Here is a 15,216-nt window from a genome sequence, read left to right on the forward strand (position 1 = left end):
AAAATCACTGTACCACTACACCAAGTAGACTTAGAAAAAGTCCGGCGTGTTTCCTTTTTTTGAAGAATCCAATCTTGATTCATTGATCGTCAGTTCCTTTGGGCATAACAGCGTTTTACCAAGAATAGGATAAACACTCGCGAGTGTTTATCCTATTCTACGTAGATACACTTTAAAATTTATAATAATATTATTAACTTACTAAGTTACGAGGAAGATGGCAATAAAAACTAGCCACTACAATAGCGAGAACTTACTTAATCGAGAATCAACATTTTTATTATACGAGAACAACCAAATTAAACATGATTAAAGTCAATTACTTAACTTTAATAAAAAAAAGCGAGAATTCACATTGGGTATTTACCGAGAATTTTAGCTGCAATATCTTTGCAATGAATTATAACTGTATAAATAAACAGTTATAATTTATTATCGCTGCCCCTCTTCGATTATGCTTAAAACAGCATAGCGATAGCGCAAGAGAGCCTTGCGCTAAGCATAGTTAATTATTTTATGTCCTGCTCAAATGCTCCTACATCACCTGGGAAAACGACGGGTGATTCAATGCCCTCTTCATTAACTGCGGCTACGCCAAAATAATAGTTATCAATAACTACATTTTTAAGCGTTGCCTCACTTACATCACCCACATAACGGCTAAATTGCCATTGTGCTTCACTGGTGTAACGCCAATAAATACGATACCCAGCGGTAGCTTTATCCATGTTTTTTTGCCATTTCAATGTTGTACTTGGTTTGACTGCACCTGAGATTTCTACCCCCTTTGGTGGAGCAGGTGCCCATGCCATTGATGCGAGACTCACAGCATTAAGCGATGTCAGCTTAGCTGCATAATCAAAATCGACACCATCGATGGTATCACCATAAACAATACCATTTTCTGTACGTAAATCTTGGTGTTGGTGGTTATAATTTTCATTGGTTTCCATAACCCGAACCGCAGCATAACCCATATCATTAAAGGGACGATGATGGCCGCCGCGGCCAAAACGGTCCAGCCGATAAACTAACATGGTGTCTAAATTTGGAATATAACGGTCTGCGACGGTGTCAATATACCGAGCAAGGTTACGGCTAGCGGAGTCAACTTCACCACCTGTAAAACGACGTTTGTGAGCCTGCTCTTTGGTTTCAACCACGCGCGTACCTTCAGAGAATATACGTGCAGTTGTATTATCGGTAACACCGTTAATGCCGGTGATATTACCAATCATGTCGTTATTTAATACGCCATGAACTTGCCAGCCTTGTTGCTTTGCATGTTTTGCGAGTATTTTGCCCCCAAATAACCCCTGCTCTTCACCTGATAGCGCCGCATAAACGATTGAGCCATTAAATTTATAATTAGATAACACCCTAGCAGACTCTATAACGCCAGCAACACCCGATGCATTATCATTAGCGCCTGGTGAATCACTAATAAAATCCATCACATCACTAACTCGCGAATCAATATCGCCTGACATCATCACCATACGGTTTGGCTCATCATTACCTCGTTGAATAGCAATAATATTTACAACTTCAACTGGATTTGGGATCCGCTTTTCACCAGAAATAGTATCTTTCACTTCGAGTACCTCAAGGCAACCACCACATTGCTTTGAAATAGCTTCGAACTCAGCTTTTATCCAGCGCCTCGCTGCACCAATTCCTCGGGTATTGGATTGTGTCTCAGACAATGTATGTCGTGTACCAAAGTCGACAAGTATTTGGATGTCATTTTTGATTCTAGCTGCAGAAACAGCGTGTGCAATATCATGTAATTTTTGCTGTTCTTGATACGAAGGTTCTGCGGCCAAAGTAGGCATTGCCAAAAACAAGCCACTTATCAAAAGTGCTGAATGTATACGCGTCATTTTATTATTACCTGTAGTAAACATAGTTGATGCTCTTTTTTATTAGGTATCAACACAGTACGATAGCTAATATAATGTTAAAACTATTTTGAGATAAACCTCCAAATTATTCGCTAAAACGCAATGTTTTATGGCTTTTAAAGCGTAGACATAAAAAAACCAGCCTTAGCTGGTTTCTTTAATAATGCTAGCTCATAGCCATCATCATTTTAGCTGGCTCTTCAAGGTAAGATTTCCACAAGTTATTAAAGCGAGCAATAGTGCCACCATCTATGACTCGGTGATCACCAGACCAACTTACTTGCATAATCGCTTTACTAACCACGTTTCCTTTTGAGTCAAAACGCGGCAAGTGCTGCAATTTGCCCAGCGCAACGATTGCAACCTCAGGCTTATTAATAATAGGCGTGGCGATAGTACCACCAATAGCACCTATATTGGAGATACTGATAGTACCCCCTTTTAAGTCATCTGGACTAACTCGACCTTCTCTTGCCGCCTCGGTTAAACGCGTTACCGCATTAGCCACATCAACAATGCTTTTAGATTGGCACTGTTTAATATTAGGCACTAAAAGACCAATCTTAGAATCAACCGCCATACCAATATTGTGATCTTCAAAATACGTAAGCTCAGTGCACTCATCATTTACCTTAGTATTGAGTACTGGAAACTCTTTAAGTGCAAGTGATAGTGCTTTAATGAAAAACGGCATCATTGTAAGCTTTACACCTTGCTGCTTATATTGCTCTTTTAAAGAACTACGTAGTGCAATTAACTCCGTCAAATCTATTTCGTCGCAAAAAGTAAAATGAGGGATAGTGCTCACAGAAGCAACCATTTGCTTAGCCATCGCAGCTTTAATGCCTTTTATTGACTCAACACGGGATCCACCTGATGACGCTGTATTAACACTTTGCTCGGTTGTGTCTGACTTAAGTGGCGATGTATCAATGGTATTGGGTACTTGGCCATTAACAAATTGTTCAATATCTTCTTTATATATTCGTCCATTCTTGCCACTTCCTGGCACACATGTCAGGTCAACATCCATCTCACGTGCTTTCCGACGAACCGCAGGAGATGCAACCGCTTTTGCGTTAACAACTTTAGCGCTGTTATTTTTTTCAACCGTCGATTTTGGTTCAACCGCGTTGGTCTGCGCTTTTACAACGGCTTTGTTCACATCAACATTGACTTGCTGCGTTCCCGCGATGCTCATTTGAAACAAAGGGCTGTGAACCTGCGCAACTTCGCCTTTTGCGTAATAAAGTTTATGAACGGTGCCGGTGTGCTTCGCTGGTATTTGCACCAAGGCTTTATCTGTCATCACATCACAAACAGCTTGATCTTCTTCAATCTGTTCGCCTTCTGCAACTAACCATTCAACGATTTCACACTCAACAATACCTTCACCAATATCGGGTAAAATAAAATCTTCGAGTTGTTCAGAAGAGCTATTGCTTTGAGTGCTCGCGCTTGGTTTTTCAATCTCTGGTGTTTTAGTCTCTTCACCTGCAACGTCCATTGCAAATAACGGCGCATGAACAGCAGCAATATCACCTTTTTGATAATATAATTTTGAAATCACACCATCATGCACAGCTGGTATTTGTACCAATGCTTTATCTGTCATTACGTCGCAAATAGGTTGATCTTCAGCAACAGTATCACCTTCAGATACGAGCCACTCAACGACTTCACACTCAACAATGCCTTCACCAATATCCGGTAAAATAAAATCTTTAGCCATGATAACTCCTAAAATTCGACCGATTGCTTAATGGCAGCAAGTACTTTTAATGCATCTGGCACGTATTCTTTCTCAAGAGCCAGTGGGTAAGGTGTATCAAGTCCACATACACGTAAAATTGGAGACTCTAAATGTAAAAAGCATTCTTGCTGAATCGTTGCGGCAATCTCACTACCAAAACCGTTTGTGATAGGTGCCTCATGGCTTATTACTAAACGCCCAGTTTTCGTCACCGACTTAGCAATGGTTTCAACATCCCAAGGTAATATGCTACGTAAATCAATTACTTCACAGCTAATACCTTGCTCAGCCGCTTGTTTTGCTGCATCTTCAATAATTTCCATTTGTGCGCCCCAAGCAAGTAATGTTACGTCACTTCCTTGCTCAACAACTTCAGCTTTACCAAGTTCAATGGTGTAATCCTCTTCAGGCACTTCACCAGTAGAAGCACGATATAAACGTTTAGGCTCGAAGAATATAACCGGGTTGTCATCTTTAATAGATGCACGTAATAGACCTTTTGCTTGGTATGGATTACGTGGTACTACAATTTTAAGCCCTGGCGTATGTGCAAAGTACGCTTCTGGAGATTGTGAATGGTACAAACCACCTGCAATACCACCGCCGTAAGGTGTACGAATGGTCAAATTACCAACATTAAACTCATTTCCACTGCGATAACGGAATTTCGCTGATTCATTCACTATTTGGTCAAATGCAGGGAAAATATAATCTGCAAACTGGATTTCAGCCAGTGCTGGCGCACCAAACGCTGCAAGACCATTAGCAAAGCCCATTATGCCTTGCTCAGTTAGTGGCGTATTAAACACGCGATGTTGGCCATACTTTTCTTGTAAACCCGATGTCGCACGAAAAACACCGCCAAAATAACCAACATCTTCACCAAAAATACAAGCTTGAGGGTGTTCTGCCATAGTAATATCAAGGGCTGAATTAATTGCATGTAACATATTCATTTTAGCCATTACTTAATTCTCCCTGCAGTAACTGGGTATGCGTCTGGATGCTGTTTAATATGTGATTTGAGCTGCTCATATTGACGTTGCAATGATGGAATTGGTGTATCGTAAACATCCGAGATTAACTCTTCCAGTGCTGGTTTTTCGACAACTTCAGCACGTTTCAATGCAGCTAAAATATCTTCACGAATTTGCTCTTTCGCTTTTACATCGTCTTCATCGTTAAGCCAATCTTTTTTGATTAACCACTTACGGAAACGTTCTATTGGGCAAGCTTGATAATTTGCTTCTTCAGCTTTTGAGCGATAGCCACTTGGATCATCCGATGTCGAATGTGCACCCAATCGATAAGCAATGGATTCAATTAATACAGGCTCACCTGTTGTTGAAGCAATTTCACGTGCTTTTTGCGTTGCGGCGAAGACTGCTAAGGCATCCGCACCATCCACTCGAATTGTCTTAATTCCGTAGCCGACACCACGCGATGCAATACCATCACCTTTAAATTGCTCATCTGCAGGTGTTGAAATAGCGTAGCCGTTGTTACGCGCAAAAAATATAACAGGTGACTTGTGAACTGCCGCCATATTTAAACCGGCATGAAAATCACCTTCAGATGCAGCTCCTTCGCCAAAATAACATATAGTTACGTTGTCTATTTTGCTGCTTAACTCACCCGTTTTAGCGTCAATGTGTTTTATTTTTTGACCGTATGCGTAACCTGTTGCCTGTGGAATTTGCGTTCCTAATGGTGAGGAAATAGTCATGTAATTAAGTTCAGCACTGCCATAGTGTATTGGCATCTGGCGACCTTTCCCTAAATCAAGTTCATTAGAAAACATCTGATTCATAAATTGGTCAAGGGTAAAACCACGGTAATGTAAGGCTGCTTGTTCACGATATTGAGCCATAATCATATCATCTTGATCAAGCGCAGCGGCTGATGCAGTGACCGCAGCCTCTTCACCTAAACATTGCATATAAAAGCTCACGCGACCCTGACGCTGTGCAGCTTGCATTCGTTCATCTAAAGCACGAATAAAGCGCATTGTCTCGTATAAGCGAATAGCCGTTTCTTTCGTGATATCTGGTGCTGTTGCACCGCTAAGAATATCGCCATCCTCGTTTAAAATGCTCAAGGTTGGAATATTTAAGGCATGACCATCTATAAAAGCAAGTTCATGACTAATATTCTGCGATACGTTATTTGGGTTGCTCATAACCTACCTTCTTTTGTTGTCGAATTCACAGTGCCAATTAGGTTAACCATTAAAGGTTAGTTATTATTATTGGTGATTTTTGCTAGGTTAAAGTTTGCAAAAACTGCACTGTAATTAAATTAAAGCTGCCAACACTTTACGTTAACGTAAAGTGTTATTCAACTAATCATAGACAAATGCGCAGTAAATGGCGAGATAAAGACTGGAAAGTTAACTATACAATATAAACTGTTATTTTAAATCATATAGTTAACTATAAATGGTGTGATGTTTTTAAATGAAATTGTCATTAATTTCAAGGGGTACAACCGTTAATAGAGCACGCTGCCCAAGTGCTACATCGGCGTTAGGAAAGATGATTGCTTCCCCATCAACGTCAGCGTAATAACAGGTCTGACCATCCGTTGCGAGTAATTCGCCTTTAGCAAAGCCAGTAAAATTAACGGCATCATCAGAAAATGGAAATGAAAAGGCTTCTTCTGTTCGATTGATAGAACGATGAACTGAAAACAGCTCAAAGTCAGCTGCATCAAAATTCTTATATTCAACCCTTTCTTGACTAATTAATGCAGTTAACGTTTGCTTGGTTTGTAAGAATCGACTCATGTCGTTTTCACCAAATGGCTTTACCTGACCAAGTTCAACAGTAAATGAGTCTGCACCATGAACATACGACGAAAAGTAACTAAATGTCGTTGCCGCTGACTTCATCATTAATACCGTATTGACACCGCAGCTTAGAAGAAATTGCAGCTGTGACTTTTTCCAAGGTTTACCATGAAGGTAAGGATAAACTGCAAATTTATCATTTTTTGAACCACGAATTGCCGTGTGCAAATCGTAATGACAACGCGATCGACCTTCACCACCTCTAGCGAAAAAATCACTAACATATTGCTCAAGCTTCGCTGCACGAACTCGTTCGTTATTCATTGGTGTATTGTCGGTTGTATGGTGCCCGTTAAAAAGTCGATTTAAATTCTCTTCAACAAACCGCTTACCAATATTAATTGACTGAGGGTTACCGTATATAAACAACACTCTTTGTGCTAAAACTAACTCTTCACTGATGATGAGTTTAATTAATTCATCGCATATTTCTATTGGTGCAGTTTCGTTTCCGTGAACGGCACTAGAAAGTACGATATCTTTGGTACTTGCGCACAAAGGTTGAAATTCAATCACCCCTGTATCATGCACATTAACTTTCGTGCCGTTTTTTAAAGTAAATTCGTCTGCATCTAAGTGCCATTCATTTTTACGGCTAAGAGTGAGGAAATCCCCAGAGTTTTTTAATTCTTCTATATAATTTGATGTGGCTGACATGTTCATCGCCTTTTGTGTGGAGTAAATACAAAAACGGCTGATCAAGTCAGCCGTTTATACAACAATATTTCAAGTTAGCTAATAACAGAATCAACTAACTTTTTGGCTTCTTTTTCAAGTAAAGCGAGATGCTCTTCCCCTTTAAAAGATTCCAAATAAATTTTATAAATATCTTCAGTACCTGATGGACGTGCCGCAAACCAACCATTTTCAGTAACGACTTTTAACCCGCCAATGGCTGCATTATTACCTGGTGCATGCGTTAGCTTTTGCAAAATTGGCTCGCCTGCAAGAGTATCAGCAGTGACATCCTGCGCACTTAATCCTTTTAATCGTTGCTTTTGTTGTGACGTAGCAGGTGCATCAATACGCTTATATAATGGTGCACCAAATTCTTGTTCGAGTTCTTTATATAATACCGACGGTGTTTTACCCGTTACTGCTAGAATTTCTGCAGCAAGTAATCCCATGATAAAACCATCTTTGTCTGTATTCCAAACTGTACCATCAAAACGAAGGAACGAAGCGCCTGCGCTTTCTTCACCACCAAATGCCAGCGAGCCTTCATTTAGTCCTTCTACAAACCATTTAAAACCAACAGGGACTTCTTTAACTTCATGCTTATTGCGTGAAACAACTCGGTCGATCATGGCACTAGAAACCAGTGTTTTACCTATTACAACATCTTTAGACCAATCACGGTGGTTGAGTAAGTAATCTATAGCCACTGCTAAAAAGTGATTCGGATTCATTAATCCATCTGGCGTGACGATACCGTGGCGGTCATAATCTGGGTCATTACCGATACCAATGTCGAAATCATCTTTTAATGCGATTAAATTTGTCATTGCGTAAGGCGATGAGCAATCCATGCGGATTTTGCCATCTTTATCTAAAGGCATAAAACCAAAACGTGGATCGACACTTTCATTAACGACTGTAAGGTCTAAATTAAATTTTTCAGCAATGATTGGCCAAAAATTAATACCTGAGCCACCTAATGGGTCAATTCCCACTTTAATTTTTGCCTTAGCTATCGCCTGAACATCAACTACATTGGTTAAATCATCAATGTAGGGTGTCATTAAATCTTGATATTTGATAAAGCCAGAACGTGATGCTTTTGCAAATGGAAACAACTCTACCTCAACTAAATCTTCAAGTAACAGTTGGTTCGCACGGTCTTCAACCCATTTTGTTACATCAGTATCAGCTGGGCCGCCATTAGGTGGGTTGTATTTAAAACCACCGTCTTCAGGCGGATTGTGCGAAGGCGTTACCACAATACCGTCGGCGAGTTCATGTGGATTCGCTTTGTTATGGCAAACAACAGCATGGCTGATCACAGGTGTTGGTGTGAAATCATCGTTTTGCTGGGTTATTACTTGAACCTCATTCGCAACAAGTACCTCGATTGCCGAGTTATAAGCAGCTTCACTTAGTGCATGCGTGTCTTTGCCCAGAAAAAGCGGGCCAAATATGTTGTTTTGCTTACGATAGTCGCAAATAGCTTGAGTAATGGCGAGTATATGTGATTCGTTGAATTTAACATCATATGAGCACCCTCGATGGCCAGATGTGCCAAAGGCAACGCATTGCTCAGGGTTCTGCTCTAAATCAGGCTCATTTAAATAATAAGCCGACACTAGTTTTGGTACATTAACTAAATCTGATTGCGTTGCAGGTTTACCTGCACCTGGGTGAATCGCCATTACATTTCCTTATATTTATAAGTAGTCTCTAATTTTTTCTGCTTGTTCGGCACTGTAACCTAGACCCAGCGCCACCTCATGTAACATCATTTTTTTGCGTGTCGTATTAGAATTCGTCATCACCCAATATTCACTATCAGTGATATTTTTTGGATTCATACTACTACCACTGTTAACAAGATCTTCTTTACTTGTTGCAAAATAAACCCGGTCACGACCTTGTATATCAAGCACAGAAGAAAAAGCGTCTTTATGGGTCCGGTGTAGTGCTGAGAGTATAAACAAAAAGCGTCCCACTACCCCTTTTTGCATGGCAAGTTCTTCTTTATTTAATACATTAAAGACACTAGCGCTTTTTTGCTGCATTTTCGTGACCGACGATTCATCAGTTCGCTCTTTATTAACTGTTTTAGTCGTTTTTTCGTTGAGCTGCTCAGACACGTCTAGCTTTTCTTTTGAATCGTTTGTTAAATGATTATCTGACGTTGTTTGTTCAATATCGCCGCTGAGGTTTAATAAACGACGCAAAATAGTTGATGCACTTTCGCCAATACTTTGCGTGTTACTCGCAATGTATTGATACAGCTCGTCGTCTATGTCAATTTTTTTCATGTGATTCCTGTCATTACGGGTCATATTATTTCTTTATCAATTTGATTATACCCAAACAAAATCTAATTCTCTATGCTTTGCAATTTGTTATTTCACTAGGCAAACTAAGCACACTTTTACTGGAGACCTAAATGCGACTTAATTATAAACAAACTGGCCAAGGTGAACCTGTAATTATTATTCATGGTTTGTTTGGCTCACTTGAAAACCTCAATGTCATTGCCAATGCATTGAGTGACCATTTTTTGGTAACCAATATTGATTTACGCAATCATGGCCGTTCACCTCATGCCGCGACCATGGATTATCCTAGCATGGCAAAAGATGTTATAGATTTAATGGATAACTTAAACATCGAACAAGCCCATATTGTAGGCCATTCTATGGGAGGTAAAGTTGCCATGCAATTGGCTCATTTATTCGAAGACAGAGTCAATCGTTTGGTTGTACTTGATATTGCTCCTGTTTCTTATCAAGCACGACACACAGAAATTTTTAAAGCATTAAAAAACGTTGCAAGCCAAAATATTGCAGACCGTAAACACGCTGATAAGTTGATGCAAGTACATATAGAAGAAGTAGGCGTGCGACAATTTTTATTAAAAAGTTTAGCCAAAAATGAGCACGGTGATTTTCAATGGCGGTTTAACTTAGCCGCACTAGATGAAAAATATGAAAATATTTTAGCCGATATTAAAGCAAATGATTCTTGTTTATGCGATACTTTGTTTATCAAGGGTAATGAATCTGATTATATTTTGCCTACGTATAGGGATGTGATTATGTCTCGTTTTACGAACGCCAAGGCAAAAATAATTCACGGCGCTGGGCATTGGTTACATGCTCAAAAGCCTGATGCGGTTAATAAATCAATACTTGATTTTTTGCGCGCTACTAAGGCTTAAATTTTATCGTGTGTTTTTATACAAGCACACTAAATTATTATTATTTAGTGTGCTATAGTACGCGCCGTTTAATTTAAAGGTTATACGTTGATGGTCAGTCAGTTAATTAACGAATTTGATACCCTTGGGTTGTATTTTGGCTTAGCCGGTGTGTTCTTTTTTATCGGCATGGCTATTCAAGACGTACTCAAACGTGGCAGCGTTCCTAAATATGGTCGCTACATAGTATGGCTTGTACTTTTTTTAGGCTGTTCTGGGTTTATTGCAAAAGGACTTATTCAAGTTTTTTGGCAAGGTGCGGGTGTAGGGTAATCTACCATGGCTAAATCTGAAACAGACAGAACAACGCTCGATCTATTTGAATACGAAAAGCGCCCAGGCCGCCCTAAAACTAATCCTCTGCCTAGAGATATTCAGTTAAAGGTAAACAAACGTAATCAAATAAAAAGAGATAAAGCACGTGGTTTAAAACGTGTTGAATTTAAAGTTTCATCGCAGTTATATCAAGCGTTAAGCGATATGGCCGATGCACAGAATATTAGCCGTAGTGCACTGATTGAAACAATTTTACAAGAAAGATTGGCTATTGATAGATAGAAGGTTTTAAGTTCATGGCAAGTGTAGGTATTTTTTTCGGAAGCGATACAGGTAACACAGAACACGTAGCTAAAATGATCCAAAAAGAATTGGGTAAGAAGCTAGTGGCTGTTCATGATATTGCTAAAAGCTCTAAAGAAGAGATTGCAGAATTCGATTTAATCTTATTTGGTATTCCTACTTGGTACTATGGTGAAGCACAATGTGACTGGGATGACTTCTTCCCTGAACTTGAAGAAATTGATTTTGAAGGTAAGCTTGTCGCTATTTTTGGTTGTGGTGACCAAGAAGACTACGCTGAATACTTTTTAGATGCCATGGGTATGATCAATGATATCGTCACTGAGCGTGGTGCAATTATTGTTGGCCATTGGTCAACTGAAGGTTATGACTTTGAAGCTTCAAAAGGCATGGCTGACGACAATCATTTTGTTGGTTTAGGCATTGATGAAGATCGTCAACCAGAACTGACTGAACAGCGCGTAAAAGCTTGGTCTGCACAGGTATACGATGAAATGTGTTTAAGCGAACTAGCTGATTAATCAATTGCTTTTTAAATACACTTAGCTGGCTAGCTTTTGAGCTTTCAGACTGATTATTTAAATAGACCTTTGCACTTGATCGTTTTGCACGTTATTCTAGTTATTGCTAATGTGTCGTGCACACCTTTTATAGGTGTACCAGAGTAACCAATAAAAAATTGAGACAGATTTAATGACTGATCACAACTTGGAATTAAAAAAAGCCGGTTTAAAAGTAACATTACCGCGTATTAAAATTTTAGAGATTTTACAATCTCCAGATAACCAACACATCAGCGCTGAAGATGTTTACAAAATTCTGTTGGATTTAGGCGAAGAAATTGGCCTTGCAACTGTTTATCGCGTGCTTAACCAGTTCGATGATGCAGGTATTGTTTCTCGCCATCACTTTGAAGGTGGAAAATCAGTATTTGAATTATCTGGTAGCACTCACCACGATCACCTTGTGTGTTTAAAATGTGGCAAAGTTATTGAGTTTGAAGACGAATTAATTGAGCGTCGCCAGGTTGAAATTTCTGAAGCGAATGGAATTAAATTAACTAACCATTCTCTATATCTATACGGCGAGTGTACTGATACGCAAGCGTGTAAAGCTTTCTCTGATAACCAATAATTAGGTTATTAATAGGTAATAAAAAACCTGCATAATGCAGGTTTTTTTGTATCAAGTGTTTATTGAGCAGAATTACTTCTGCTCAATTTTAGCCCATGAATCACGAAGACCGACGGTCTGATTAAACACTAACTCTTCAGATTTAGTATCACGACTAAAGTAACCTGTTCGTTCAAACTGGAAACCTTGAGCTGGGGCCGCTTTTGCAAGTGAAGGCTCAACCTTGGCATTAGTTAAAACAACTAATGATTCAGGGTTTAGTGTAGTGGCAAAATCTTCAGCCGCAGCTGGATTTGGTACACTAAACAAACGGTCATATAAACGTACTTCAGCTGTCACTGATTCAGTTGCACTTACCCAATGAATTACACCTTTAACTTTACGTCCGTCACTTGGGTTTTTACCAAGTGTTTCAGGATCATAAGTACAGTATATAGTTGTAATTTCACCCGTTTCATCTTTTTCTACGCGATTCGCTTTTATCACATAAGCACCACGTAAGCGTACTTCTTTATCAAGTACTAAACGTTTAAACTTATTATTAGCCTCTTCACGGAAGTCTTCGCGTTCAATGTAAAGCTCACGAGTGAAAGGAACATCGCGACGCCCCATTTCTTCCTGATTAGGGTGATTAGCAACAGACAATGTTTCAACTTCATCCGAAAAGTTTTCAATTACAACTTTAACAGGATCAAGCACAGCCATTGCTCGCGGTGCATTTTCGTTTAAATCTTCACGGATACATGCTTCAAGCATGCCCATTTCAACCATATTTTCTTGCTTAGTAACACCAATGCGTAAACAGAACTCACGAATAGAAGCAGGTGTATAACCACGACGACGAAGGCCAGCAATTGTCGGCATACGTGGATCGTCCCACCCTTCTACGTGCCCATTTACCACTAAGTCATTTAACTTACGCTTGGACATTATTGTATATTCAAGGTTTAAGCGTGAAAACTCAATTTGCTGCGGATGACATTCTAGGCTGATATTATCAAGTACCCAATCGTATAAACGTCGGTTATCTTGGAACTCTAGTGTACACAAAGAGTGGGTAATACCTTCAAGCGCATCTGAGATACAGTGCGTAAAATCGTACATTGGGTAAATGCACCACTTATCAGCAGTTTGATGATGATGAGCAAAGCGTACGCGATAAATAATTGGATCACGAAGCACCATAAATGAGCTCGCCATATCAATTTTAGCACGTAATACACACTCACCTTCTTTAAACTCACCATTACGCATTTTTTCAAATAAGGCGAGGTTCTCTTGTGGAGAAGTATCACGAGTTGGGCTATTTTTACCCGGCTCTTTTAATGTGCCACGATACTCACGAGCTTGATCAGCTGTCAAAAAGCATACATAAGCAAGGCCTTTTTCAATAAGCTCAACAGCATAGCCATATAAGGCATCAAAATAGTTAGATGAATAATTAATTTCACCATCCCACTTAAATCCTAACCACTGCACATCTTCTTTTATAGAATTTACATAGTTGATGTCTTCTTTTTCTGGGTTAGTATCATCAAAACGTAAATTACAAAGACCGCTATAATCTTGGGCGATTCCAAAATTCAAACAGATAGATTTTGCATGGCCAATATGTAAGAAACCATTAGGCTCTGGAGGAAAACGTGTATGCGTAGTCGCATGTTTCCCAGATGCTAAATCTTCATCAATACGGGTTCTAATAAAATTACTTGGGCGATTCTCAATTTCCGCCATAGGAGTACAATCCTCACATAAGTGCATGGTGATAAAACTAATGTATTATTACAAAAACAAACCTTAACATACAGCAATAGATTTAGGTTTCTTGCATATTATTGAAACTATGGGGTAGCTGAAATTATTGATTATTCAATTGTAAGCTAGGAATGAAGATAATTTGTTCTAGCGCAATAAAAGAGTCATTGAAACACGTTAAAGTAGCGCCATTATCGAAACATAATTAGGGACAAATAATGGCTTCACTATCACAGCACCGCGTTTATATTCCGACCACCGCACGCGCAAACCAGTACATTCTTGCTGAATTTAACCCAAGCAATGAGTTCTATGCAAGTTTTACAGATCCTCAACAATGTTATGAACGCTTATCACGTCAGCTTTTTGCATTATGTGACGAGTATGAACTGCATAATGTACATTTAATTGCGAATGATAAACTGCCCGTTGTCAGGTTTCATGAAGAGTCATATAACCTACAGACAGCTAAACAAATTTTATTTTTTTATAACCCACGCTATCACGAAGCGCACAAATGCTTTTATAACGATGGTCAGAAAAGTAAAAAAATTAGATTACTTTTTTTAGCAACAGGTGATGATCTACGTGCCAATAGTGCAATCTTCCACGCTAAAGTGGTGAAGGTACTTTCAGCACTACAAAATAGCATCCTTGAAGGGGAAGAACAGTTCAAAGTACGTGACCATCAGCATCTAACATATGATCTATTTGCTAAAGCAAAGGGCTGTAAAGAAAGCTACGGGTATAAATTACGCGGCTTATATCAACGTTATCAAAGCAGGCATTGTTCCTTACCTAAAGAACATAACGAGATGACCTATGTGACATTTAGAATTCCAGTGACACGTATGCTCAAAACACAATTCCAACATTTAATGAATAAACCAAATTACGTTGATTTTTATAATCACTTTTACACGTTACTTGTTCAACAGTGTGAGTCTAAGCAGCTAAACTTAGCTGCTATGGTTGCAAATGGTTGCATGCCTATCATACGTAACAGTCAAATTGATAAAAATGATAGCAATAGTGAACTGCAAAAACTGAGCTTTTCTACTACAGAAAATGTGCCGCAATACAGTCAACATTGGTTGGATGACAAACTTGTTGAAACGATGCACTTTGTAATTGTTGCAAGCGATAATGATGAGCAAGGAGTTGGCCATGGCCGGTTTATGAATAAGGTGGAAAGTGTGATCCGCGAAATGGTTGAACCTTTGGCTATAAACAAAGAGCGTCAAGACCTCACTGTCAGATTTTTTCAGCACATTAGTTATTTTGAATAAACAGGCAATAAAAAACCCCATAAAACTGG

At 39.2% G+C, this 15,216-nt stretch carries 14 protein-coding genes; 6 read left to right on the forward strand and 8 right to left on the reverse strand.

Annotated elements, in window-relative coordinates; translation table 11 throughout:
* Positions 1-509: 509 nt before the first annotated feature.
* From CSC79_RS11295 to seqA, 7 genes are all read right to left on the reverse strand, one after another.
* The gene (locus CSC79_RS11295; protein WP_237114011.1) at positions 510-1,835 is read right to left on the reverse strand and encodes a M28 family metallopeptidase; all 1,326 of its coding nucleotides are present in this window, start codon (positions 1,833-1,835) and stop codon (positions 510-512) included.
* A 235-nt stretch (positions 1,836-2,070) separates the two neighbouring features.
* Positions 2,071-3,636, reverse strand: a complete 1,566-nt coding sequence (locus CSC79_RS11300; RefSeq protein WP_099295919.1) for a dihydrolipoyllysine-residue acetyltransferase — start codon at positions 3,634-3,636, stop codon at positions 2,071-2,073.
* 8 nt (positions 3,637-3,644) lie between these two features.
* Positions 3,645-4,622, reverse strand: coding sequence for an alpha-ketoacid dehydrogenase subunit beta (locus tag CSC79_RS11305; protein ID WP_099295920.1), 978 nt, complete (start codon positions 4,620-4,622; stop codon positions 3,645-3,647).
* Positions 4,622-5,836, reverse strand: a complete 1,215-nt coding sequence (locus tag CSC79_RS11310) for a thiamine pyrophosphate-dependent dehydrogenase E1 component subunit alpha (protein WP_099295921.1) — start codon at positions 5,834-5,836, stop codon at positions 4,622-4,624. The genes CSC79_RS11305 and CSC79_RS11310 overlap by 1 nt, the downstream gene beginning before the upstream one ends.
* A gap of 273 nt (positions 5,837-6,109) precedes the next feature.
* Complete coding sequence (astE, locus tag CSC79_RS11315; RefSeq protein ID WP_099295922.1) at positions 6,110-7,162, reverse strand: succinylglutamate desuccinylase; 1,053 nt, start codon at positions 7,160-7,162, stop codon at positions 6,110-6,112.
* 74 nt (positions 7,163-7,236) lie between these two features.
* Complete coding sequence (gene pgm, locus CSC79_RS11320) at positions 7,237-8,874, reverse strand: phosphoglucomutase (alpha-D-glucose-1,6-bisphosphate-dependent) (RefSeq protein ID WP_099295923.1); 1,638 nt, start codon at positions 8,872-8,874, stop codon at positions 7,237-7,239.
* 15 nt (positions 8,875-8,889) lie between these two features.
* Positions 8,890-9,486, reverse strand: coding sequence for a replication initiation negative regulator SeqA (gene seqA / locus CSC79_RS11325; RefSeq protein ID WP_099295924.1), 597 nt, complete (start codon positions 9,484-9,486; stop codon positions 8,890-8,892).
* 131 nt (positions 9,487-9,617) lie between these two features.
* Between seqA and CSC79_RS11330 the strand changes: the two genes are divergently transcribed.
* From CSC79_RS11330 to fur, 5 genes are all read left to right on the forward strand, one after another.
* Positions 9,618-10,391: an alpha/beta fold hydrolase gene (locus CSC79_RS11330; protein ID WP_099295925.1), complete on the forward strand. Its 774-nt coding sequence runs from the start codon at positions 9,618-9,620 to the stop codon at positions 10,389-10,391.
* A gap of 90 nt (positions 10,392-10,481) precedes the next feature.
* Entirely contained in the window at positions 10,482-10,703 is a 222-nt protein-coding gene (locus CSC79_RS11335; protein WP_058558704.1) for a DUF2788 domain-containing protein, read from the forward strand.
* A gap of 6 nt (positions 10,704-10,709) precedes the next feature.
* A complete protein-coding gene (ybfE, locus tag CSC79_RS11340) occupies positions 10,710-10,988 on the forward strand; it encodes a LexA regulated protein (RefSeq protein ID WP_058558703.1) in 279 nt (92 codons plus the stop codon).
* A 14-nt stretch (positions 10,989-11,002) separates the two neighbouring features.
* Positions 11,003-11,530, forward strand: coding sequence for a flavodoxin FldA (fldA, locus tag CSC79_RS11345; RefSeq protein ID WP_099295926.1), 528 nt, complete (start codon positions 11,003-11,005; stop codon positions 11,528-11,530).
* Positions 11,531-11,702: 172 nt separating this feature from the next.
* On the forward strand, positions 11,703-12,143 hold the full coding sequence (gene fur / locus CSC79_RS11350; RefSeq protein ID WP_058558701.1) for a ferric iron uptake transcriptional regulator: 441 nt from the start codon (positions 11,703-11,705) through the stop codon (positions 12,141-12,143).
* A 72-nt stretch (positions 12,144-12,215) separates the two neighbouring features.
* Here fur and glnS read toward each other — a convergent pair whose 3' ends face one another.
* Entirely contained in the window at positions 12,216-13,877 is a 1,662-nt protein-coding gene (glnS, locus tag CSC79_RS11355; RefSeq protein ID WP_099295927.1) for a glutamine--tRNA ligase, read from the reverse strand.
* Positions 13,878-14,116: 239 nt separating this feature from the next.
* Between glnS and CSC79_RS11360 the strand changes: the two genes are divergently transcribed.
* Positions 14,117-15,187: a DUF3083 family protein gene (locus tag CSC79_RS11360; protein WP_099295928.1), complete on the forward strand. Its 1,071-nt coding sequence runs from the start codon at positions 14,117-14,119 to the stop codon at positions 15,185-15,187.
* Positions 15,188-15,216 lie beyond the last annotated feature (29 nt).

The sequence above is a fragment of the Pseudoalteromonas sp. 3D05 genome (assembly GCF_002723455.1).
Taxonomy (GTDB): Bacteria; Pseudomonadota; Gammaproteobacteria; order Enterobacterales; family Alteromonadaceae; genus Pseudoalteromonas.